The following is a 21,563-nucleotide window of genomic DNA, read 5'->3' as shown; positions in this document are numbered from 1 at the left end:
GCCTAGAACTTGAAGTTCGCGAACGCCCGGACGCCAATGCCCGGCATCAACACCTCGTCCTTGGTGTAGGACACATGGTTGCGGATGTTCTCGTTGAGGAGATTGTTGCCGACGATGCCGGCCATCATCTCGCGTGCGCCGAACCAGTTGCGGTCGAGCTTGGTCTTGTAGCTGACCTCGGCCTTCAACAGGTTGTAGCCCGCCGTCGGCGTCTCCGCGATCGCGGCGACGTTGTTCTGCGCGAAGGCGTGCAACAGGTTGACGCGCATCAGCCAGTTGTCGTCGCGCCAGAACACGCCGCCGCCTATCCGCAAGGGCGGAATGCGCGGCACGTTGGTGCCGTCGCTGAAGGTGGCGCGGACGAAGTCGAGCTGGTTCTCGATACCCCAGATGCCGCCCTGGAAGGCGCCGACGTCGAGCTGCGACTGGAATTCGCCGCCGCGGAAATTCGCGTTGCGCTGTGAGTAAACCGCCTGGTTCAGCTCGGCGCCCGGCGTGCCGCAGGATGCAAAGTCGTCGTCGCAGGATACGCCGGTGAGGCGGCGATAGATGAAATTGTCGAAATGCGTGTAGTAGACCGTCGCCTCGAAGCGAAACGGTCCCGTCGCCCTGCGCACGCCGAGCTCGACCGATTTCGCGGTCTCGATGGTGAGGTTCGGATTGCCGATGTCGAATGTCGCGGTCGCGTCGTGGCCGCCGCGCGAGAACAATTCGGCCGCCTTCGGCGCGCGCTCGACATATTGCGCGGTGATGCTGCCGACCATGCCGCCGGGCAGGTCCTGCAACAGGCCGATGCTGCCGCTCTTCGGCGTGAAGGACGGATTGCGCGAGATCGCCGCCTGCGGCGTGCCGTCGGGCAGATAATCGGCCGGGAAGTCCGGCGTCGTGCCGTGCAGCTCGACATGCTCGATGCGGCCGGCGATCTGCGCTCGCGTCGCCTCCGTGAACTTGAACTCGTTGAAGGTGTAACCGGCAACGCGGTTGCTGTTGTTCGGATCCCACAGGCCATTGAACAGCGTGCCGGGATTGTCCGGGCTCGGCGCGCTCAATTCCTGATGCCCGACCTGGAAGCCCAGCGCGGTCGTCACCTCGGCGAAGCGCGCGTTGAATGGCATCAGCTGCACCTCGGTGCGGATCTCCTGCTCCTTGTTGGTGAAGGTCTGCCTGATGCCGTCGCTGGCGAGGTCGGCCGGATCGGCAAGGCCGATCTCGTTATGCCGGTAGTCGGTCGCGGCGGCCCAGAAGCGGACCGTGTCGATCGCTGCCGCGTCGGGATGGTACTCGCCCTTGACGTTGATCTTGGTCTGGTGGCCGTCGATCCGCGTGTTGTGGTCGGCGCCGTCGATGCCGGGGATGTGGTAGAGCGAGTCGTTCTGCGTGATCGACGCGCCGATATAGCCGCCCTGGAAGAAGTAGGAGCCGCCGATCGAGGCGCCGTCCGAGCGCGTTGCCGAGTTGGGCTGACGCCCGTTCACCGGGCGCGATTGATCGTTGAGATAGGGATAGCTCGGGATGTAATAATCCGAGGTCGTGCGGCCATAGGCGTCGGCATGGAATGCAAAATTGCCGCCGCCGGTGTCGAGCAGCACGCCGCTCTCGACACCGCGATCGACCGAGCTGAAGGCGGTGCGTGTCTCGGCTGTGACGCAAGGCGAGGTCGCGGCGCTTGCGAGCGGCGCCTTGGTCGGCAGGCCGTAAGCCTGGAACGACGGCGCGCAAGCAGGCAGCGCATCCGGAATCCGGTTGTTGGTGGCGCTCACGACACCGCCAATCGAGGTCGAGCCGTAGCGCAGCGCGGCCGGCCCGCGCACGACTTCGACCTGGTTGGTCGCGAGCGGATCGATCGGGACGAAATGATCTTCGCCGAGATCGGAGGCGCCGCCGCCATTGGTGCCGTTCTCGACGATGCCGACGCGGTTGACGTCCAGACCCCTGATGATCGGCCGGCTGGAGGCGCCGGGCGCGAAGCTCGATCCGGTGATTCCGGGTTTGGAGAACAGCAGGTCGCCAAGCTGGCCGCCGCCCTCGCGGCGGATCTCCTCGTTCGGCACCACCGTGACGGTGGCGAACTGGTTGGTCACAATAGGCAGCACACCCTGCTGCGGCGCGGCGGGCGCGGTGGCTGCCGGCGTTGCTTCCGCCGCTTGCTCGCGGCTGCGCACCCGTGCGGTCCGTGTACCGCGGCCTGCGTTGCGAGACGGCACCACCGCTCTGCGCACGATCGGGCTTGGTGCCGTCACGGTGACGGCGGGAATCTCGGTCGACGATTTGTCCTGTGCAGGCGTTTGGGCGAAAGCGGGGGTGGCGGCGGCACCGAGCAGGAGCAGGCTTGCTCCGCCAAGACGCTGCGCGTGTCGCGATTTGAATGACATTGTCCTGATTCCAGTCAGGCCCGTCCGCATGATGGTTTGCTATCGGAGGCGGCCTGCCGTCGCGGTGCGACGGAATTCGACTTCAACTTTTTCCGGCCGATCGCCTGAAAGCGGCGAGGGGCGGCGTGATCAAGTGGTGTCGGGAGTCAGGACGCGGGAGGGGCGCGCGGCTGGAACGCCGTGGCGGCCGATTTCAGATGGAGGAATTCGGCATCGGTGGTGCGGTAGAGCAGGTCGATCGCCTGCGGCAGCTGCAACAGAGGCGGCGTCGCGAACAGGATCGTGCCTGCCATCGCGACCACGGCGCAGATCGCGCAATTGTCCTCGCCCGGCTGCTCGCGATCGGGGCTTGAGGGCGATTGCTTGTGAACCGCCGCGCGGTCGCCCGCAGCTTGGTCCTTGGCACTGTCTTTGGGGCCGTCGGTCTGGTGGAGCGTGGCCTGGGCCAACGGTGCGGCCTGGGCAAACCAATGACTGTGGCCAAACGTCAGCGCGAACTGCACCAGCATCGCGAGCAACGCGAGCCGGGCACCGTGCCTGATATTCGACCGGAACCACTTCATCGGAAATGCCACCCCCAACACCGCGAGGCGCCAAGTCCCTAGGGCGTCGCGATGTTACAATATAACATCGCTCTAATCGTCAGCGGATGTCAACGGCACTCCAACCCGCCCAGCACGCGTGGCAGGCCGATGTGGCGTTCGAGCAACGGAGCGTTCAGCGGCCCTCGCGCACCCACGTCGCCGCAAACGCGCCGAGCAGCAGCAACAGGCCGATCAGGCCGGCAAAGATCGGCAGCACGCCGACGCCCTTGACGACGCTGGCATCGCGCATCCGCACCCCCATCCAGCCGTCGCCGGCAAAGACGCTGGCCGAACGCACGGGCAGGATGCGCGGCAGCTCGACGCTGGCGCCATTCGCCAAGCGGACGGCGTTGCCGCCGGTCGCCTGCGTCAGCGGCTTCAAGGTCTCGACCGTGGAGGTGACTTCCGAAAACTCTTTCGGATTGGTCGGGCCGACATTGATCAGCGCCTTCAGCGTGCCGTCGGTGGCCTGCCACAGGCCGAGCTCGCTCGCCGGCAGGCTGGCGCGCCATTCGCCGGGCTCCCCTAGGCTCAGCGTCAAATCCTGCGACACGCCCGACGGCGAGGTCACGCTCACCGGCTGGACGCTGTCCGCCATGGTCTGGCGCACCACCACCAGATTCTTGCCCTGCACCTGAAGGCGCAGCGCCTCCTCGTCGAGGTCGGGCTGCTTCATCAGCCAGTGCGACATCCGCCGGAGCAGGTCCAGATGCGGGCCGCCGCCCTCATAGCCGCGCGCCCACAGCCAGATGTGGTCGGAGAGCAGCAGCGCGACGCGGCCCTCGCCGAAGCGCGACAGGAACAGAAGCGGCTTGCCGTCGGCGCCCGTCATCACCGGCGGGTTGACGGAATTGCGGGTGTCAACGGTGCGGAAGAAACGGCTCCAGCGCGGCGGCTCGGAGGCCGAGCCCTCCAGGGCGCGCGTGACGGGGTGGCGCTTGCCGAGGTCGGACAGATGCGCATAAAACGGCTTTTCCGTCACGCCGACCGGCTCGGCCGGCAGCACCGTATCCAGCGGCGTACGCCAGATGCTGGTGTTGGAGGCGTAGTCGGGGCCGGCCGAGACCAGCACCGCGCCGCCCGCGCGGACATAGCGCGCGATGTTGTCGAAATAGGCGATCGGCAGCACGCCCTGACGGGCGTAGCGGTCGAAGATGATCAGCTGGAATTCGTTGATCTTCTGCTGGAACAATTCGCGGGTCGGAAACGCGATCAGCGACAATTCGTTGATCGGCGTGCCGTCCTGCTTCTCCGGCGGACGCAGGATGGTGAAGTGCACGAGATCGACGCTGGCGTCGGACTTCAAGAGGTTGCGCCAGGTGCGCTCGCCGGAATGCGGCTCGCCGGAGACCAGGAGCACGCGCAGCTTGTCGCGCACGCCGTCGATGGCGACGACGGCGCGGTTGTTGACCGGCGTCAGCTCGCGCTCGAGCGGGGAGGCCTCGATCTCGACGATGTTCGGACCGGCATGCTTGATGTCGACGTCGACGCTCGCGGCCTGGCCGCTTCCCAGCGTGCGCTCGTTGATGACCTCGCCGTCGCGGCGGACCGTGACCCTGGCGCGTTCGCCGGTGACGCCCTGGTCGTCGAGGCGGTAGCTGATGGTCTGGGTCTGTCCGACGATGCCGAAGCGCGGCGCGGCCGTGATCGCGATGCGGCGGTCGCGCTCGTCCTTCTGGCCGGTGACAAGCGCATGCACCGGCGCCTGGAAGCCGAGCGCGGCGGCGTTCGCCGGAATGTCGTGGACGCGGCCGTCGGTGATCAGGAACGCGCCGGCGACGCGGTCGACCGGCACGTCCGACAAGGCCGAGGCGAGGGCGCCGAACAGCCTGGTGCCGTCGGTCTCGCCGTCGGCCTGTCCGGCATCGACGACGCGCACCTCCAGCCCCTTGATCTTCTTCAGGCTGTCGACCAGCGCCTCCTGCGCTTGCGCGGCCTCGCGATTGCGGTTGCCGAAATTCTGGCTCGGGCTCTTGTCGACGACGATTGCGGCGACCGAGGTGAGGGGCTCGCGGTCCTCGCGGGTGAAGGAGGGATTGGCGAGCGCGAGCAGGAACAGCGCCAGCGCGGCCACACGCACGGCAGCGCCGCGCGCGCGCGCAACCAGCAGCACCAGTGCGACGATGACGATCGCGGCCAGCGCGAGCCACAGCACGATCGCGGGAACAAGTGGCGTGAAGGCGATGCCGTAATTCATGGCGCAAGCCTATCCTCGTCATGCCCGGGCTTGACCCGGGCATCCACGTTCTTCGCGCCTCGTGGCGAGGCGTGGATGGCCGGGACGTAGGCGAGCGAAGCGACGCCGTCCTTCGGGCGGCTATGCCCGGCCATGACGGCTTCGTTTTGGCAGGTGTCGGGTTTCAAGAACCGCATCACTGCCCCAACCGTTCGATCAGGGCCGGTGCGTGCACCTGGTCGGCCTTGTAGTTGCCGGTCAGGGTGTACATCACGATGTTGGCGCCGGCGCGGTAGGCGAATTCGCGCTGGCGGGTGTCGCCGCCCGCCACCGGCAGCATGGCTTGGCCGTCGGGCCGCACCGCCCAGGCGCCGGCAAGGTCGTTCGAGGTGATGATGATCGGCGAGACACCGTCGCCGCCGCGCGCCGGTCGCTGCGCGCTGTCCTCGTCCTCGTCGCGCGGCAGGGTCTCGACCCAGGTCTGGCCGGTGACGAAGCGGCCGGGGAAGTCGCGCAGCAGATAGAAGGTCTTGGTCAGCACGTGCTCGCGCGGCACCGGCTCGAGCTCGGGCACGTCGAGCGAGGACAGGATCTCGCGCAGCGTCTGCATGGCGGGGGTCTGCGCCGCGCCGTTCGCGCCGGGCGGCGCTTCGATCGCGTCGCGGGTGTCGAACAGCACGGTGCCGCCCTGCTTCATATAGGCGTCGATCTTATTGATGGCATCCTGCGGCGGCTTGCGCGCGCCCGGCACGATCGGCCAGTAGATCAGCGGGAAGAAAGCGAGCTCGTCGCGCGCGGGATCGATGCCGACGGGATCGCCGGCCTCGAGCGCGGTGCGCTGGGCCAGGAACAGCGTCAGCCCGTTCATCCCCGCCTTGACGATGGAATCGACGTCGGCATTGCCTGTGACGACATAGGCGAGGCGGGTTTGCGCCGTCGCTTTCATCGCGAAATCGTCCGTGGCGCCGTCGGCGCGTGATGGCGTCGGCGCGAGCGAAGTGAGCAGCAGGCCGAGGACGATCATGGCGGGCGCGGCGCGGCGGCGCAGCAGCGCGGCGATCCCGCCGCCGAGCACCGCGACGATGAGGGCGTCGATCAGGAACAGCGCGAGCGCCGTCGACAGCAGCCAGCCGCGCAGGTCGCGCGGCTCGGCATTGGTGTAGGCGGCGTGCCGGGCGCGCAGGCTCGCGGTGTTGAGGGCCGCGATGCGGTCGGCGCTAGCAAGCGTGTTCACGGCGAGCGGTCCTTCGGCCGGGCCGTAGAAGCCCGGCGGATGATCTGATGTGGCGCGGTCGCGGTAATCCGCGGGCAGCGGCTTTGCGGTCGCCGGCGGCGGGCCGAAGGCGCCGAAGCCGTCGAGGATGTGCAGCGGCGCCACCGTCTCGGTGGTCGCTTCGCCGGCAATTCCGGCGCCGGGCTTGGACGTGTAGCCGGACATGTCGACCACCCGCCGCAGCATTTCGACGAAAGTGCCCGACATCGGCAAGTCCGACCAGCGCATGTCGGCGCTGACGTGGAACAGGCTGACCAGCCCCTTGCCGCGATGCTCGCCGGTGACCAGCGGCGTGCCGTCTTCGAGCGAGGCCCAGCTCCTGGTGGCGAGCACCGCGTCGGGCTCGGCCAGCACCTGGCGGCTGACGGTGACGTCCTTCGGCACCGCGACGCCGGCAAACGGGCCATCGGCCGCGAAGGTCGCAAGATGCTGCGGTTTCTCCCAGGTCAGGCTGCCGCCGAGCGTGCGGCCGCCCTTGCGCAGCTTGACCGGCACGAGGTCGTCCTCGGCCTGCGCCAGCCTTGGACCTGCGAACCGCACCAAGACGCCGCCCTGGTCGATCCAGGCGTTGATGCGCTCGCGCAGCTCCGGCGCGATGGTGCCGACATCGGCGAGGATGATCATCGGCAGCTTCTGGTCCAAGAATTGTGTGATGCCCTGCTGCGGCGAGCCCTTGTCGGCGAGCCTGACGTCGGCGAACGGCGCCAGCGCGCGGGTGAGGTAGAAGGTCGGCGCCAGCAGCGGCTGCGCGGTCTCGCTGGTCGAGCCCGAGACGATGCCGATGGCGCGGCGGCGCCAGCGCTTGTCGAGCAGCTGCACCGCGCCGGCGGAGCGCTCGCCCGAGATCTCGAGGCGATTGATGTCGTTGCGCAGCTCGACCGGCAGATCGAACGCGGCGTCGGTCTCCTTGTCCTGCGGGCCGAACGAGAACCGCGCTTCGCCGATCGGCGAGGCTTTCTGGTCGAGCGCGCGCACGGTGCCGACCGCGATGCCGCTGTCGGTGCGCAGCACCTTCACCGTCATCTTCGCGGCGGCGTTCTCGGCCGCGACCAGCGCCAGCGGCGAGGAGGTGCCGCCTTCGAAGATGGTCAGGCTGCGCTCGCCGATGGTCTTGCCGAGGTCGGCCACGAATTCCTCGCCGCGGCCGGTGTCGACGCCATCCGACAGCCAGGCGATCTCGCAATCGCCGGTGGCTTTCAGGAAGCGGTCGACCGCGGCGAGCGTGTCGACGCGGTCGATCGAATAGGGCTTTGGCGCGAGCTGGCGCAGCGCGACGCGCGCGGCGCCCGCCGGCATCAAGGTGATGTCGCGGTTCGGCTCGGACAGCGGCACCAGCGCGATGGCGCGGCGGTCGTTGTCGGCATTGGCGATCAGCTCGTCGGCGGCCCTGATCCTGACATCCCAGTGCGATGCGGCGCTCCAGCCGTCGTCGAACATGATCATCAGCGGCGCCTTGCTGCCGGCGAGGCCGGTTTGCGGATTCCAGATCGGGCCGGCGGCGGCGAAGATCACCAGCGCTGCCGCAAGCAGCCGCAGCGCGGTCAGCCACCATGGCGTCCGCGAGGGTGTCTCCTCGCGCGGGGCGATGTCGAACAACAGGCGGGTCGGCGGAAACTCGATGCGGCGCGGCCGCGGCGGCATCACGCGCAGCAGCCACCACAGCACCGGAAGGCTGACGAGGCCGATCAGGAGCAGCGGTTCGGTGAAGGCGAGCGGCAGTCCCATCATGCGGCCGGCCCCGCCTTGATGGTCGTGGTGCGGGCGCCCGACTTGCTCACCTGCATGCCGGCATGCAGGAACAGCAAGAGCTCGGCGGCGGAGCGGTCGGTGGCGTGCGTCGTGAACAGCCAGTCGAGCTTCTTGGTCTCGGCGCGGATCTGGTCGCGGTGCAGCGCGAGCCGCGTGGTGTAATCCTGCGCCCAGCTCTCGGCGCGGCCGGCGGTGATCACGCCGAACCCTTCGGGCTCGACGAACTCGACCCGGCCGGAATAGGGGAACGATTCTTCGGCGGGATCGACGACCTGCACCAGCGTGCCGTGCGCCCCGGAGCCGGACAGCCCCGCGAGTGTCGTCCTGATCTCGGCGATCGGCGACCAGAAATCCGACAGCACGATCGTCTCGGCGAGCGCGGCAGGCACGAAGGACGGCGGCAGGCTGAGCCGATCGGCATCGTCATGCAGCATCGCCTGCGCCATCTTGTCGATGACGCTGCGGCTCGCCGTCGGCGCCATCAGCCCGGGAATCCCGACGCGTTCGCCGCCGGAGACCAGGAGCTCGGCCAGCGCGAAGGCGACGATCAGCGTCCGTTCGAGCTTGGACTCGCGCGCGGTCTTCGAGGCGAACGCCATCGAGGGCGAGCGGTCGGGCCAGATCCAGACCGTGTGCGAGGCTTCCCATTCGAGCTCGCGGACATAGAGATGGTCGTCGCGCGCCGAGCGCCGCCAGTCGACATTCTGCGACGGCTCGCCGGAGACGAAACGGCGGTATTGCCAGAAATTTTCGCCGGAGCCGGCGCGGCGCCTGCCGTGCAGGCCGTGGATGACGTTGGCGGCGATACGGCGGGCTTCAAGCACGAGGCGCGGCAAGGAAGCTGCGAGCGTGCGGCTTTCGCCATCGGCACGTCGGATCGCGAGGACCTCCCTGGCCGTGTGCCCGTTCTCCGCTGCCATCAACCGATCCGTGTCTTCAATTGCCGGATCACGTCCGGAATCGTGCGACCTTCGGCGCGTGCCTGGAACGTCAGCGCCATGCGGTGCTTCAGCACGGGCTCGGCGAGATCGAGCACGTCGTCGACCGACGGCGCCAGACGGCCGTCGATCAGCGCACGCGCGCGCACCGCCAGCATCAGGGATTGGCTGGCGCGCGGGCCGGGGCCCCAGGCGATGAACTTGCCGGCTTCGCCGGCGTCCGGACCCGGACGGGCCGCGCGCACCAGCGACAGGATCGCCTCCACGACGGAATCGCCGACCGGCAGGCGCCGGATCAGCCGCTGCGCGGTGATCAGCGCGTCCGCGGTCATCGATCCCCTCGCCAGCGTTTCCTCGGCGCCGGTGGTCTCGAACAGGATGCGGCGTTCGGCGTCACGGTCGGGATAGTCGACGTCGATCTCCATCAGGAAGCGGTCGAGCTGCGCTTCGGGCAGCGGATAGGTGCCTTCCTGCTCCAGCGGGTTTTGCGTCGCCAGCACGTGGAAGGGTTTTGGCAGGTCGTGGCGCGCGCCGGCGACGGTGATGTGCTGCTCCTGCATCGCCTGCAGCAGCGCCGACTGCGTGCGCGGGCTGGCGCGGTTGATCTCGTCGGCCATCAGGAGCTGCGCGAACACCGGACCCGAAATGAAGCGGAAGGCGCGCTTGCCCGTGGTGCTCTCGTCCAGCACCTCGGCGCCGAGAATGTCCGACGGCATCAGATCGGGCGTGAACTGGATGCGCTTGGCATCGAGGCCGAGCGTGATGCCGAGCGTCTCGACCAGCTTGGTCTTGGCAAGGCCGGGCACGCCGATCAAGAGCGCATGGCCGCCGGAGAGGATGGTGACCAGCGTGTTTTCGATCACGCGATCCTGGCCGAAGATGACGGACGCGATCGCATCCTTCGCGGCGCGAATCTGGCTCGACACCTGCTCGGCCGAGCGAACGATCCCGTCCTCGAGTTTCTCGACACTCTCCGCCATCCGCTCGCTCCTTCAGCCGCCAGGCGGCTCGCCTGGGCCGTCATGGCATCGCATCGCGTCAAATCATGGGCCCATGCTAGGCTTGCAGGAAGGCCATGTATTCGTTGAATTAACCTATCCCCACCTTATCGGCTTCGGGTTATGTACGGCATCACGAAGTGGCGACCTCCACACCGGGACATTCCGGATGGAACCGTGCACCCGAGTACAACGTAGACCTGCACCAATCGTGCCAAGGACAAAGTCAGGGCAAACCATGGCGAACCAAGGGCAGAGCGCCGATCGCGGCCTCGAGGGGCTGACTGCCGCCGCCAAGAACGCTGCCAATGCCGAAGGCGGCAAGAAGGGCCTGCCGCCGGTGCACCTGTGGAATCCGCCGTTTTGCGGCGATCTCGACATCCGAATCGCCTCCGATGGTACTTGGTTCTACTTGGGTACGCCAATCGGGCGTCCCGCGCTGGTGCGGCTGTTCTCGACCATCCTCAAGCGCGAGGGCGACAAACATTTCCTGGTCACGCCGGTGGAGAAGGTCGGCATCCGCGTCGACGATGCGCCGTTCATGGCGGTCGAGATGCAGAAGGACGGCGAGAGCGGCCATCGCGTGCTGCGCTTCCGCACCAATGTCGACGACTGGGTCAGCTGCGATGCCGCGCACCGGCTGCGCTTCGAGCAGGCGGCGGACGGCGGGCTGACGCCTTACTTGCATGTCCGTGCCGATCTCTGGGCCAAGGTCACGAGGGCGCTCTATTACGATCTGGTTGACATGGGCGAGGAGCGGATGGTCGATGGCCAGCCGATGTTCGGGGTCGAATCGGCGGGCGAATTCTTCGCCATGGCCGATGCGGAGCAGGTGAGGGCCGCGCTTTGAACAAGCCCATTCTGAAAAGCGACCAGGTTGCGCTCGGTGCGGCGGATTTCTTCGCGCGCTCCAAGGCGAAGCTCGGCTTCGACGTGCCGGCCGGCCTCTACGATCCCAACATCATTCCCACCTCGGGCGATCCCGGCACCGACAAGATGCTGGAGATCATCGCGCGCGAGCAGCCGGTGCGCCCCGCGGCGGTGCTGATCGCCGTGGTCGATCATCCCGAGCCGACCATTCTGCTGACGCAGCGCGCGGCGCATCTCAACGACCATGCCGGCCAGGTTGCCTTTCCCGGCGGCAAGATCGACGCGACCGATGCCTCGCCGCTGGACGCGGCCCTGCGTGAGGCCGAGGAGGAGATCGGGCTGTCCAGGGACTTCGTCGAGCCGCTCGGCTATCTCGATCTCTACGGCACCGCGTTCGGCTTCCGGATCCTGCCGACGGTCGCCAAGGTCCGGCCGGGCTTTTCGCTCACCATCAACCATTCCGAGGTTGATGACGCCTTCGAGGTGCCGCTATCCTTTCTGATGAACCCGGTGAACCATCAGGTGCACAGCAAGGAATTCCGCGGCATAGAGCGGTCCTATTACGCGATGCCGTTCGCGGAGCGCTACATCTGGGGGGCCACGGCCGGAATGCTGCGTGTGCTGTATGAGCGGATCTATTCATCATGATCCGGCCGGTTCTGACCGAGATCGGAATCTTCCTCATTCCCTTTGCCGTCTATGCGCTGTTCCTGGCCGCCACGCGCTCCGGCCTGTTCGCTCGCTCGTCCTGGCCGGTCGCGATCGTCGCGCGGCTTGCGCTGGCGGCGATCGTGCTGGTCATCGCCGGCCTGATCGGACTGGCGCACTTCTCTGGCGCGCCGCCGGATTCGACCTACATTCCCGCCCATATCGAGAACGGTCGGCTGGTGCCGGGCGTGGAAAAATAGGGGCAGCACGATGAGCGCGGAGCCGTTACTCGCGCCGGTCCTTGCCGATGCGCCCTGGCTGATCTCCGGCGGGACCGCGCGCGTCCTGCAATTGCTCAATGCCGACGGTGAGGAGGCGCGGGTGGTCGGCGGCGCGGTGCGCAACGCGCTGCTCGGCCTCAAGCCCGGCGACATCGACATCGCGACCACGGCGCGGCCGGAGGAGGTGATCCGGCGCGCCAAGGCTGCCGGCATCAAGGGCGTGCCGACCGGCATCGATCACGGCACCGTCACGCTGGTCATCGACAGCCATCCCTATGAAGTCACGACGCTGCGCGAGGACACCGAGACCTTCGGCCGCAAGGCCAAGGTCGCGTTCGGCCGCGACTGGGTCAAGGACGCCGAGCGGCGCGACTTCACCATGAACGGCCTGTCGGCCGACGCAAAGGGCGTCGTCTACGATTATGTCGGCGGCATTGCGGATGCCAAAGCGCGCCGCGTGCGCTTCATCGGCGATCCCGACCAGCGCATCGCCGAGGACTATTTGCGCATCCTGCGCTTCTTCCGCATCCACGCCGCTTTCGGCGCGGGCGATCCCGACCGCGAGGGCTATCTCGCCTGCATCCGCGGCCGCGCCGGCCTTGCCAGCCTCTCGGCCGAGCGGGTGCGGATGGAGATGCTGAAGCTCCTGGTGGCATCGGGCGCAGCCGCGGCCGCGCTGGCTATGGCCGAGGGCGGCCTCCTGCAGACGCTGGCCGGCGGCGTCGTCTACACCGGGCCGCTGGCGACGATGATCGCGATCGAGCGCGAGCTCGGCCTCGCCGCCGGCAGCACGCGGCGCCTCGCTGCGCTGACCGTCGCCGTGACCGAGGATGCCAAGCGCGTCGCCGCGCGCCTGCGGCTGTCCAATGCCGAGACCAAGGCGCTGGATTCGATGGGACACCGCTGGTGGCGCCTCGCCACCAAGGACGACGCCAATGCGCGGCGGCTGCTCTACCGGCTCGGTGCCGAGCGCTATCACGATCGCGTGTTGCTGGGCTGGGCGCGGAGCGGCGGCGATGTCGCCTCCCCGCGCTGGCGCGCGCTCGCCGAGCTGCCGCAGCGCTGGACTGCGCCGAAATTTCCGCTGAAGGCCGCCGACTTCATCGCCCGCGGACTGCCTGAAGGACCGGCGCTCGGACATGTGTTGACGCTCGCCGAGGACGCTTGGCTTGCGGCGGATTTTCCCCTAGAGGAAGCCGCACTCGCTGCCATCGCCGATCAAGCTGCGGCCCGCATCAGCCGCGACGAGAGAACGTGACCATCGTCTCAGCCTTCGCCGACATCTCGATTGTTCAGCTGCTGCTGGTCGCGTTGATGGCGTTGTTTGCTTCGATCATCGGCGGTCTCGCCGGCTACGGCACCGGCGCCCTGATGCCGCTGGTGCTGGTGCCGCTGGTCGGCGCCGAGTCCGTGGTGCCGATCATCGCGATCTCCGCCATCTTCACCAATTGCAGCCGCGCGGTCGCTTACCTGCGCTATGCCGACCGCCGCCGCGCGCTGATCGTGCTCGCCTGCGCCGCGCTGACCACCGCGCTTGGCGCCTACGGCTACACGCGGCTGACCAATGCGGGCGCGGCGCTCGTGATCGGCACCATGCTGATCCTGAGCGTGCCGCTGCGCCGCGTGCTCCGCCGCCGAAGCGTGCGGATCGGCGATGGTGGCCTTGCCGCCGGCTCGGTCGGCTACGGCGTCCTGGTCGGCGGCACCTCCGGCTCCGGCGTGATCCTGCTGTCGCTCCTGATGGCCGCCGGCCTGGAGGGCGCCGCCGTGATCGCGACCGATGCGATGATCTCGCTCGGCACCGGCCTCATCAAGATCTCCGTGTTCGGCCTCGCCGGCGCCGTCACCGCGCAGGTGCTCGCCTTCGCGCTCCTGATCGGCGCGATCGCGATCCCCGGCGCGTTCCTGGCGAAGGCTTTCGTCGAGCGGATGCCGCTGCACATCCACACCGCCATTCTCGATGTGGCTGTCATCACCGGCGGACTGGTGATGATCTCGGCGGCGGCGAGGCAGCTGGTCGCGTAGACGAGCGGGCCAACTGGCCATTCGCAACTTACCTCTCCCTATGCAGAGCAATCGCATATGATGTGCAGGATGCATCGGCAGTGGGCTCCCTTCCCCGCTTGCGGGGCGCGACGAGCTTCGCTCGCGCTGAGAGGGTTGGGGAGAGGGTGTCTCCGCGCAGGGATTCTTGAGAACAACTGAGGACGTCCCTGCGCGGCGAGAGCCCTCACCCGCCGCGCTCTGCGAGCGCGTCGGCCTCTCCCGCAAGCGGGAGAGGCGGAGCAAGCCTGCAGACAGTCCCCGTGTCATTCACATGCGATTACCCTGTCGCCCTACGGGAGATGATCCGAGTTCTCCGTACGCATCGACTCAACCGAAACACATTCCGCTCGAGACTGTCCGCGGCAGCTGTTGACCCATGCCGACAAGACTCGGGGTTCGTTCGCCTGTCGGCTGCCATGGCTCAAGCGGACCTGATCGCGTATCGGCAAAGTCGACGCAATTGACCCTTTGCGGACATATCGAAATCAAAAAAGACCAAAAGGGAGGCCGAGACGAGAGGCACCGCGGCTCAACTACGGAAGTCCTTTTGTCACCGTAAAGGGTTTGAACCCACGTTCCGCGAGGGCAGCCCACGAAGCTGCGCCAAGATGTGACAATCGGAAATAGAGTCGTGGCTTGGTCGGATCGGTGTCCAACACGAATCCGGTCGGTAACTCGCGGACAGTTGTGGCATAGAACCCACCATCCGGCGACCTCTGGGATTCGATTACAGCGATCAACGAGTTTGCCCTCCCAGTCCTGCCGAGCAATTTCATTAAGAGAGCCATTTGGCCCGTCCCTTCGGTCCACACACCATCTCGGTCTTCACCGTAAGAAAAGCCCTCGTCGACACTCATTCGCTGTTCGGCGGTCGTAATTGCCGATGCAAATTTCTCGACCGCTCCGTGGAGCGCCATTAAAGGCCAGACCTGAGCATCGAGAGCCAAAATCGGATTGTGGGTGACGCCGTCTTCAGCGGTCCCTGCAGCGAAACAGGCGCATGCCGGATTCCACATCGTATTTGCGAAGTGCTCAGCGGCCGTCGCCTTATCACGCCAGCGCGAATCCCCTGTACGGATCGCAAGAAGGCCAAACGCGGCGGCGAGGTCAGTATTATGTTCAGTCGATTTCCACGTCCGCACTTCCGGCGTCGGTTCGTGCCCAAACGTACCGCCCGTGAAACCGCCAGTACCGCGCGTGTCGGCCCATTGCGCGACCCAGGTGCCAAGCCGTGCCGCACCATCGCGGAACCGAGAGCTGGCGCTCACATCATCAATCGACAGCAAAGCCAACATTGCCCATGCAACGTTGCCACTATCGCTGCCCACCTGATATCGATCTTCTAACCACTTGTTTTGAGTATTGTCCCACCAACCCGGAAGTTTGGCGGAGCCACTCGCCACCACACCCGCGGCGTAAGCGTTCCGGAGTCGTCCATCGTGCCAGGTCCGGTCGTTATCGATGGCCCAGAGAATCGCCGCGCCGATCCGACGTGCTTTGTCTCGCTCACCGCAACCGACCAATGCGATGGCGGCCACCGCATTGTCATAAAGGTATGCGGCGCTATGGAGAGGCCCCGATTCCACGGTTGGATAGCTGGGCAAGAACAACGGCCCAGGCGGTGCCTTATCGATTAGACCCGCGAGGTACCCGCATGCAGACGCTTCTGGTGTTGCTAAAGCCCGTGGTGGAGTGGCGGCCATAATGACTATGAAAGTCATTACGATCCATACGAAGGTTTCTATTCGGCCCACTTGCTGTTCTCCGGGGTGGACGATGATCCTATATACCGTCGGCGATGTCTGGAAGTGGCCCGAGGGCGAAGTTCGGTTGGCCTCAGAAATGGTCTGCTGATCGAGGGAGACCGAAGTGACACGTCGCTGGCCGCATCTTCGATGCGATCCGACCTCGCCCTACGGGAGAGGTGATCCGAGTTCTCGGTACGCATCGACTCAACCGAAACACATTCCGCTCGAGACTGTCCGCGGCAGCTGTTGACCCATGCCGACAAGACTCGGGGTTCGTTCGCCTGTCGGCTGCCATGGGTCAAGCGGACCTGATCGCGTATCGGCAAAGTCGACGCAATTGACCCTTTTCGGACGTCGACCTTGATCAGCGTTTGATGGCAGCCGTGCGTTATTTCACACAAGTGGCAATGGCGAAGGTATGCTGCAGACGGCGATTGGTCCGAGGGACCCATGCGGCGGCGCGATTAGCGGCTCGGTGACGGCAAGGGGCGAGAGGGGCCCCGATCACGTTGGCAAGCAGGTTGGGTTTGCTCGCACCGAGAACAGTGAGAAGAAAAGTGTCACCATGAGTGACCTTGAGGAGCCACCCCGGGTGTTGGAATCGGGTGTTGGAATGAAGCGAGCCCTGGCGCGCTGGAACCAACAATTGCAAAGGATCCACTCACCGATCCTGCGCTACAGCTTGTCCGTTGCTTGCGTCGCTCTTGCCCTTGGGCTGGCTCTTGCATTGCAACATTACCAGTTTCGCGATGTGGAACTACCCGTACTGTGCCTGGCTATCGCCATCGTGACCTGGCACGCGGGAATTGGACCTTCCGTGCTGGCGATCCTGCTTAGCACGATGTCCTTCAATTACTTTTTTATAGAGCCGATCCACTCCTTCGCTGTTTCCACGAAGGATCTGCCCTACTTTATCACTTTCCTCGCATGGGGGGCCCTTGTTGCCTGGTTCAGCACCGTTTCACGCCGAATCGAGGCGGGTCTTCGTCTAGCCCGCGACCGTCTGCAGACCGAGGTGGAACATCGTGCTCAACGCGAAGATGAGATCAGGCGCCTCAACCGAGAGCTTGCGAAGCGGGCTACGGACCTCGAGGCGACTAACAAGGATTTGGAATCGTTCGCCTACTCGGTGTCGCACGACCTGCGCGCGCCGCTTCGCCATCTGGTTGGGTACTCGGAGCTGTTACAAAAGGAAGCGTCTTCTTCGCTCGACGACAAGAGTCGTCGGTACATGCAAACGATTCTACAGTCAGCAAAAAGAATGGGTAACCTGATCGACGATCTGCTGGCGTTTTCCAGGGTGGGACGGGCTGAGACCCAAAACAGTCTGGTGAGTCTCGAGCAGCTGGTCAAAGAGGTGGTCGCGGAGCTCAGGGAGGAGACGAACGGTCGGGAAATTGCCTGGAAGGTCGGCGCGCTTCCGGCCTGTTACGGCGACCGTTCCATGCTGAAGCTGGTTCTTGCCAATCTTGTTTCCAATGCGGTCAAATTCACGCGCATGCGGGCTCGGGCCGAAATCGAGATTGGCTGTGTGGACGGAAAAAATAACCATGAAGCAGAGATGTTCGTGCGGGATAATGGCGCTGGCTTCGATATGCAGTACGTGGATAAACTGTTCGGCGTGTTTCAACGCCTGCATCTTGCTGAACAGTTTGAAGGCAATGGAATAGGACTGGCTACCGTTCAGCGCATCATCCATCGCCACGGAGGAAAAGTCCGGGCCGAGGGAGCGGTAGATCAAGGCGCTACCTTCTATTTCTCGCTCCCAAACGCACAGGACGCGGTGGAAAGGATACGCCATGACCACACTGGGACGCATTTTGGTCGTTGAGGATGATCCGAATGACGTGGAGCTCACGCTCATAGCGCTGGGCGAATACCACCTGGCAAATGAGGTCGTGGTTACCCGCGACGGTCAACAAGCTCTGGACTACCTGTATTGTCGGGGTGAATTCCACACTCGCTCGAACGAGAACCCAGCGGTCATGCTGCTCGATCTAAAACTCCCGAGGGTCGATGGATTGGAAGTCTTGCAGCAGATCAAGACGGACGAGAGCCTGAGGATGATCCCAGTGGTGGTGCTGACATCATCCCACGAGGAGAAAGACAAGATGAGAAGCTACAAATTCGGGGTGAACGCGTATGTCGTAAAGCCCGTCGATTTCCACGAGTTCGTCAATGCGGTCAAGGAGCTCGGCATCTTCTGGGCGGTCGTCAACGAACCGCCGCCGGGCAGCATGAAGAAGCTACCGTGAATACTCCTCTCCGCATTCTGTTGCTGGAGGACGACGCCCGTGACGCGGAGCTCATTCACGAACTCCTCGAAGCCGATCATTTCCTCTGTGAAATAACCCGCGTTCAAACCCGAGCCGAGTTCTTGGCCGGTCTGGAGGACTCTGGAATCGAACTGATCCTCGCGGACTACAGCCTTCCTTCGTTCGACGGTCTTTCCGCATTGAAGCTTGCGTTGAGTGCCCGGCCCGATCTGCCTTTCATCTTCGTTTCCGGCACGCTCGGTGAAGACGTGGCGATTGAGGCCCTCAAAGTCGGAGCCACCGACTATGTTCTGAAGACGCGACTGTCGAGGCTGGGGCCGTCGGTGCGTCGCGCGCTGCGCGAAGCCCGAGAACGAGCCGAACGCGAGAAGGCTGAGGAGGTCGCTCGCCGCAGTGAAAAAGAGCTACTCGACGTGATCGAGGCGATCCCGATCATGGCATTCACTACCTTGCCGGACGGAGGCAGCGCATGGGTAAATCGACGCTGGGCGGAATATTCTGGATTGGACGAGACTTCAGGGTCCCGTTGGCAGGCGACGCTTCATCCGGATGACCTCGATCGACACGTGACCAAGTGGCAGCAGTCGCTGGCCAGCGGTGAGCCTTTCGAGAACGAGGCACGGCATCGCAGTGCGAACGGCGAATACCGCTGGTTCTTGGTGCGAGCTGTGCCGCTGCGCAATGAGCAGGGCAAGATCCGCAAATGGTATGGAACTTTGACGGACATTGAAGATCGCAAGCGGGCAGAACAAGAGCGCGCGAGGCTGCGGCAACTGGAAGCGGACTTGGCCTATATGAGCCGGGTAATGACCATGGGAGAGCTGGCGGCATCGCTGGCTCACGAAATCAAGCAGCCGATCGCGGCCGCCGCCATGAACGCCAGCGTCTGCGCGCGATGGCTTTGTCGCCACAGGCCCGACGTCGTAAAAGCTGGTCAGGCCGCCTCGGCAACGATCGAGGACGTGACACGCGCCGCGGAGATCATCGACCGAGTTCACTCGCTCTACGCGCGAGGGACGCCGAACCATGAGCAGGTTGACCTGAACGAAATCATTCGAGAGATGATCGTTTTGCTGAACGATGCAGCGCATCGCAACTCGGTTACAATCCGCACAGAGTTCGACGTCAGCCTACCGACGGCCGTAGCCGATCGCGTACAGCTGCAGCAAATCATGATGAACCTCATGCTCAACGGCATCGAAGCAATGCAAGCGACGGGCGGTGAACTGAGAGTCGCATCGAAGAGAATCGAAGATGGCCATATATTGATTTCAGTGAGTGATTCCGGCGTGGGGCTTCCGGTCGACGGACCCGATCGCATTTTTGAAGCATTCTTCACCACCAAACCGCAGGGCACCGGCATGGGACTGTCGATCAGTCGGCGAATCATCGCGTCGCATGGCGGACGTTTGTGGGCGAGCCCCAACGCAGGACCGGGCGCGACTTTTCAGTTCGTGCTGCCGCCGACCCTGCCTTAGATCGTTTGACGACGTGCCTTTGTGCGCTCTGCGCGGTGGCAGCTAGGTAGGCAATGAACTATTCCCGGAATCTTTTCAAATTTCGTCGGCCGCGACGCGCAAATATAGCGGTACGGGCCTCCGCGTCGTCATCAGGCTTTTCTGTCAAATGATGGGGGCTGCGCGATGTCTCCTCCTGGCCCTTCGCGACCGTCTGAGCGTTTGGCCAATTCCAAAGTTGATGCTAGACCGGACCTGACTGCTCTCAGCCGAAACGGGCACGATTGACCCATTGCAGACCTAGGCGAGGCGGTTTTCCGCGCGAGCGAATCCTTTCAAAGACATCCGCTGCTGCGTGCCGTACATGAGCGTTCGCCACAACCATTCGACCGGGCCATATCGATAGTGCCTTAGCCACCAAGCGCTGAAGAATACCTGGCAGACGTACACGGCAAGCCCGATGGCCAGCGCCTCGGCCGCGCCGAGGTGCCCGAATAGGCCCAGGCCGTATCCATAAAAAATCCAACCAAAGACCACCGACTGGGCAAGATAGTTTGTGAATGCCATCCGACCCAATGGCACAGCCCAACCCAGCAGCATTCTTCCGCTCGACAGTTCGGCAACGGCGACGAACGCTGCACCATAGCCGAGAGCGAGCAGGATCGTGCCGGCCGGAGTGGCCACTGCGTCAAGACCGAGGCTCGCTGAAGCGCCGTTGACTTTCAGAAAGATCAACGCGGCGCCCAGACCAACGAATGCGGCCGTTGTTGAGAACAAGAGCTTCCGATCTGGCTTTCGGAGAACCTCACTCCGCCAGGTGAACGCACCAAGGAAGAATAGCCCTATTGTGCGGGGGAAAACGTAGACGTGTAGAGGAACGATCAGGGGGATTTCGCGAAGCCGGAATGCCAGCACCTCCCATAAGCTGCCGTCGGCATAGACGTGATTGGCCTCCTGCACGTCGCGCTGGATTGCAGCAAAGCTCGGAAATAATCCAGGCGGTGACCATACCTGCAGAGCCAGATACAATCCTAGGAACGTCGCCGCGCCGCTGGCCAAGAGCCAGCGGGGGCCAAACAGGAATGGTAGAAAGATGAGACCGGCGATTGCATATTCGGTGAGAATGTCACCGTTCCAAATGAGGCAAAGGTGAATCAATCCGAATGCCAGCAATACGATCAGACGGCGAAACAAAAGAAGTGCGCGATGCGGGTTCGTCGAAAGGTGCTCGAACTGAATTGCAAGGCCGACTCCGAACAGCAACGAGAAGAGCGCAAACGCCTTCATGTCGACCGCCAGCATCAAGATGGTCTCGACGGCCCGGTCCAGCGGAGCTGCGGGCCTTGCAGCGGGCAGGAACTGCTCGAAAATGGAAATACGAAATTCGGTGACCAGATTGATTGCTAGGACGCCGAGCAACGCCACGCCACGAAGCGCATCGATGCTTCCGATTCTTTCGGATGGATTGATGGGACTATAACTGCTCTCATCGATTGTGGCGGCCATGCACCAAGACTATAGATTGTGGGAGGGCTTCAGTCACTCCCCAATTCCGCAAGTGGCCGATTTTGTTGCAAAAGTCGGTTGAGACAAGTCACGAAGCGTGATTCCGTTGTGTTGACGCGAATCTCGGCGAGGTCGATCCATGATGGGCCGTCTGAATAGTGACCAAGGTCAACTGTTCTACGAGTTTCGTCTTGGCGACGCTATTCCTGAAGATCATCTGGTGCGGAAGATCGATGCTGCTCTCGATCTATCCTGGCTTCGCGGTGAACTAGCATCTCACTATTCGTCGCTGGGGCGCCCGTCGATTGATCCGGAACTGATGATCCGGATGCTGGTCGTGGGATATGTCTTTGCGATCCGCTCGGAACGGCTGATCTGCCGTGAAGTGCAGGTGAACCTCGCCTATCGCTGGTTCTGCAAGCTCGGTATCGAGGACGCTGTCCCGGATCATTCGGCGTTCTCGCGGGCCCGCAACGAGCGCTTCCGCGGTGGAGATGTTCTCCGCCGGGTGTTCGAACGGGTTGTCGAGACATGCATTGCCGCCGGTCTGGTTGGTGGCGAAGGATTTGCAGTCGATGCGAGCCTGATTGCGGCCGACGCGAACAAGCAGCGCTCGATCGCAGGTCAGGACTGGCGCAGGG

At 64.5% G+C, this 21,563-nt stretch carries 18 protein-coding genes; 9 read left to right on the top strand and 9 right to left on the bottom strand.

Annotation, left to right across the window (positions count from 1 at the left end):
- Positions 1-2: 2 nt before the first annotated feature.
- The 7 genes from E4K64_RS27270 to E4K64_RS27245 all read right to left on the bottom strand — a co-directional run bounded on the left by E4K64_RS27270 (position 3) and on the right by E4K64_RS27245 (position 10,072).
- A complete protein-coding gene (locus E4K64_RS27270; RefSeq protein ID WP_135166244.1) occupies positions 3-2,372 on the bottom strand; it encodes a TonB-dependent receptor in 2,370 nt (789 codons plus the stop codon).
- A gap of 146 nt (positions 2,373-2,518) precedes the next feature.
- Positions 2,519-2,935, bottom strand: coding sequence for a DUF2946 family protein (locus tag E4K64_RS27265; RefSeq protein ID WP_135166243.1), 417 nt, complete (start codon positions 2,933-2,935; stop codon positions 2,519-2,521).
- Positions 2,936-3,089: 154 nt separating this feature from the next.
- Positions 3,090-5,153 carry a hypothetical protein gene (locus tag E4K64_RS27260; RefSeq protein ID WP_135166242.1) on the bottom strand — a complete coding sequence of 688 codons (2,064 nt, stop codon included), beginning with the start codon at positions 5,151-5,153 and terminating at the stop codon, positions 3,090-3,092.
- Positions 5,150-5,287 carry a hypothetical protein gene (locus E4K64_RS40590; RefSeq protein WP_167772288.1) on the bottom strand — a complete coding sequence of 46 codons (138 nt, stop codon included), beginning with the start codon at positions 5,285-5,287 and terminating at the stop codon, positions 5,150-5,152. Before E4K64_RS40590 ends, E4K64_RS27260 begins: the two co-directional genes overlap by 4 nt.
- A gap of 41 nt (positions 5,288-5,328) precedes the next feature.
- Positions 5,329-8,133, bottom strand: a complete 2,805-nt coding sequence (locus E4K64_RS27255) for a DUF4159 domain-containing protein (RefSeq protein ID WP_135166241.1) — start codon at positions 8,131-8,133, stop codon at positions 5,329-5,331.
- On the bottom strand, positions 8,130-9,074 hold the full coding sequence (locus E4K64_RS27250; protein ID WP_135166240.1) for a DUF58 domain-containing protein: 945 nt from the start codon (positions 9,072-9,074) through the stop codon (positions 8,130-8,132). The genes E4K64_RS27255 and E4K64_RS27250 overlap by 4 nt, the downstream gene beginning before the upstream one ends.
- Entirely contained in the window at positions 9,074-10,072 is a 999-nt protein-coding gene (locus E4K64_RS27245) for an AAA family ATPase (protein WP_135166239.1), read from the bottom strand. The genes E4K64_RS27250 and E4K64_RS27245 overlap by 1 nt, the downstream gene beginning before the upstream one ends.
- A 256-nt stretch (positions 10,073-10,328) precedes the next feature.
- On the opposite strand from E4K64_RS27245, the gene E4K64_RS27240 reads away from it, so the two are divergent.
- The 5 genes from E4K64_RS27240 to E4K64_RS27220 are packed head-to-tail and all read left to right on the top strand — an operon-like array spanning position 10,329 to position 13,914.
- Complete coding sequence (locus E4K64_RS27240) at positions 10,329-10,940, top strand: DUF1285 domain-containing protein (protein ID WP_126260475.1); 612 nt, start codon at positions 10,329-10,331, stop codon at positions 10,938-10,940.
- The gene (locus E4K64_RS27235) at positions 10,937-11,608 is read left to right on the top strand and encodes a CoA pyrophosphatase (RefSeq protein WP_135166238.1); all 672 of its coding nucleotides are present in this window, start codon (positions 10,937-10,939) and stop codon (positions 11,606-11,608) included. Before E4K64_RS27240 ends, E4K64_RS27235 begins: the two co-directional genes overlap by 4 nt.
- Positions 11,605-11,868, top strand: coding sequence for a DUF6111 family protein (locus E4K64_RS27230; RefSeq protein ID WP_135166237.1), 264 nt, complete (start codon positions 11,605-11,607; stop codon positions 11,866-11,868). Before E4K64_RS27235 ends, E4K64_RS27230 begins: the two co-directional genes overlap by 4 nt.
- Positions 11,869-11,878: 10 nt before the next feature.
- Entirely contained in the window at positions 11,879-13,147 is a 1,269-nt protein-coding gene (locus tag E4K64_RS27225) for a CCA tRNA nucleotidyltransferase (protein WP_135166236.1), read from the top strand.
- Positions 13,144-13,914 carry a sulfite exporter TauE/SafE family protein gene (locus tag E4K64_RS27220; protein WP_135166235.1) on the top strand — a complete coding sequence of 257 codons (771 nt, stop codon included), beginning with the start codon at positions 13,144-13,146 and terminating at the stop codon, positions 13,912-13,914. Before E4K64_RS27225 ends, E4K64_RS27220 begins: the two co-directional genes overlap by 4 nt.
- A gap of 554 nt (positions 13,915-14,468) precedes the next feature.
- On the opposite strand, the gene E4K64_RS27215 is transcribed toward E4K64_RS27220, so the two are convergent.
- The gene (locus E4K64_RS27215; protein WP_235884794.1) at positions 14,469-15,473 is read right to left on the bottom strand and encodes a hypothetical protein; all 1,005 of its coding nucleotides are present in this window, start codon (positions 15,471-15,473) and stop codon (positions 14,469-14,471) included.
- Between the two features lie 775 nt (positions 15,474-16,248).
- Between E4K64_RS27215 and E4K64_RS27210 the strand changes: the two genes are divergently transcribed.
- Genes E4K64_RS27210 through E4K64_RS27200 form a run of 3 tightly spaced genes read left to right on the top strand, consistent with a single transcriptional unit; the run spans position 16,249 to position 19,437 of the window.
- A complete protein-coding gene (locus tag E4K64_RS27210; protein WP_167772287.1) occupies positions 16,249-17,514 on the top strand; it encodes a PAS domain-containing sensor histidine kinase in 1,266 nt (421 codons plus the stop codon).
- The gene (locus E4K64_RS27205) at positions 17,483-17,938 is read left to right on the top strand and encodes a response regulator (RefSeq protein ID WP_135166232.1); all 456 of its coding nucleotides are present in this window, start codon (positions 17,483-17,485) and stop codon (positions 17,936-17,938) included. Before E4K64_RS27210 ends, E4K64_RS27205 begins: the two co-directional genes overlap by 32 nt.
- Positions 17,935-19,437 (top strand): ATP-binding protein, encoded by a 1,503-nt coding sequence (locus tag E4K64_RS27200; RefSeq protein ID WP_135166231.1) that lies wholly within the window; start codon positions 17,935-17,937, stop codon positions 19,435-19,437. Before E4K64_RS27205 ends, E4K64_RS27200 begins: the two co-directional genes overlap by 4 nt.
- A 279-nt stretch (positions 19,438-19,716) precedes the next feature.
- On the opposite strand, the gene E4K64_RS27195 is transcribed toward E4K64_RS27200, so the two are convergent.
- Positions 19,717-20,922 carry a DUF418 domain-containing protein gene (locus tag E4K64_RS27195; protein ID WP_135166230.1) on the bottom strand — a complete coding sequence of 402 codons (1,206 nt, stop codon included), beginning with the start codon at positions 20,920-20,922 and terminating at the stop codon, positions 19,717-19,719.
- Between the two features lie 139 nt (positions 20,923-21,061).
- Between E4K64_RS27195 and E4K64_RS27190 the strand changes: the two genes are divergently transcribed.
- On the top strand, positions 21,062-21,563 hold a 502-nt coding region (locus E4K64_RS27190; RefSeq protein WP_135166229.1), incomplete at its 3' end, for a transposase.

Origin of the sequence: Bradyrhizobium frederickii, from assembly GCF_004570865.1 — a bacterium.
In the GTDB taxonomy this organism is placed as follows: Bacteria; Pseudomonadota; Alphaproteobacteria; order Rhizobiales; family Xanthobacteraceae; genus Bradyrhizobium; species Bradyrhizobium frederickii.
The sequence above is the reverse complement of the archived record's forward strand: the minus strand, read 5'-3'. Positions and strand labels throughout refer to the sequence as shown.

Coding starts and splice junctions, on each gene's coding strand:
- E4K64_RS27265 (WP_135166243.1), bottom strand. CDS start 2,935: ATGAAGTGGTTCCGGTCGAATATCAGGCACGGTGCCCGGCTCGCGTTG.
- E4K64_RS27205 (WP_135166232.1), top strand. CDS start 17,483: ATGACCACACTGGGACGCATTTTGGTCGTTGAGGATGATCCGAATGAC.
- E4K64_RS27195 (WP_135166230.1), bottom strand. CDS start 20,922: ATGGCCGCCACAATCGATGAGAGCAGTTATAGTCCCATCAATCCATCC.
- E4K64_RS27210 (WP_167772287.1), top strand. CDS start 16,249: ATGAGTGACCTTGAGGAGCCACCCCGGGTGTTGGAATCGGGTGTTGGA.
- E4K64_RS27240 (WP_126260475.1), top strand. CDS start 10,329: ATGGCGAACCAAGGGCAGAGCGCCGATCGCGGCCTCGAGGGGCTGACT.
- E4K64_RS27270 (WP_135166244.1), bottom strand. CDS start 2,372: ATGTCATTCAAATCGCGACACGCGCAGCGTCTTGGCGGAGCAAGCCTG.
- E4K64_RS27245 (WP_135166239.1), bottom strand. CDS start 10,072: ATGGCGGAGAGTGTCGAGAAACTCGAGGACGGGATCGTTCGCTCGGCC.
- E4K64_RS27255 (WP_135166241.1), bottom strand. CDS start 8,133: ATGATGGGACTGCCGCTCGCCTTCACCGAACCGCTGCTCCTGATCGGC.
- E4K64_RS40590 (WP_167772288.1), bottom strand. CDS start 5,287: ATGGCCGGGCATAGCCGCCCGAAGGACGGCGTCGCTTCGCTCGCCTAC.
- E4K64_RS27230 (WP_135166237.1), top strand. CDS start 11,605: ATGATCCGGCCGGTTCTGACCGAGATCGGAATCTTCCTCATTCCCTTT.
- E4K64_RS27250 (WP_135166240.1), bottom strand. CDS start 9,074: ATGGCAGCGGAGAACGGGCACACGGCCAGGGAGGTCCTCGCGATCCGA.
- E4K64_RS27225 (WP_135166236.1), top strand. CDS start 11,879: ATGAGCGCGGAGCCGTTACTCGCGCCGGTCCTTGCCGATGCGCCCTGG.
- E4K64_RS27260 (WP_135166242.1), bottom strand. CDS start 5,153: ATGAATTACGGCATCGCCTTCACGCCACTTGTTCCCGCGATCGTGCTG.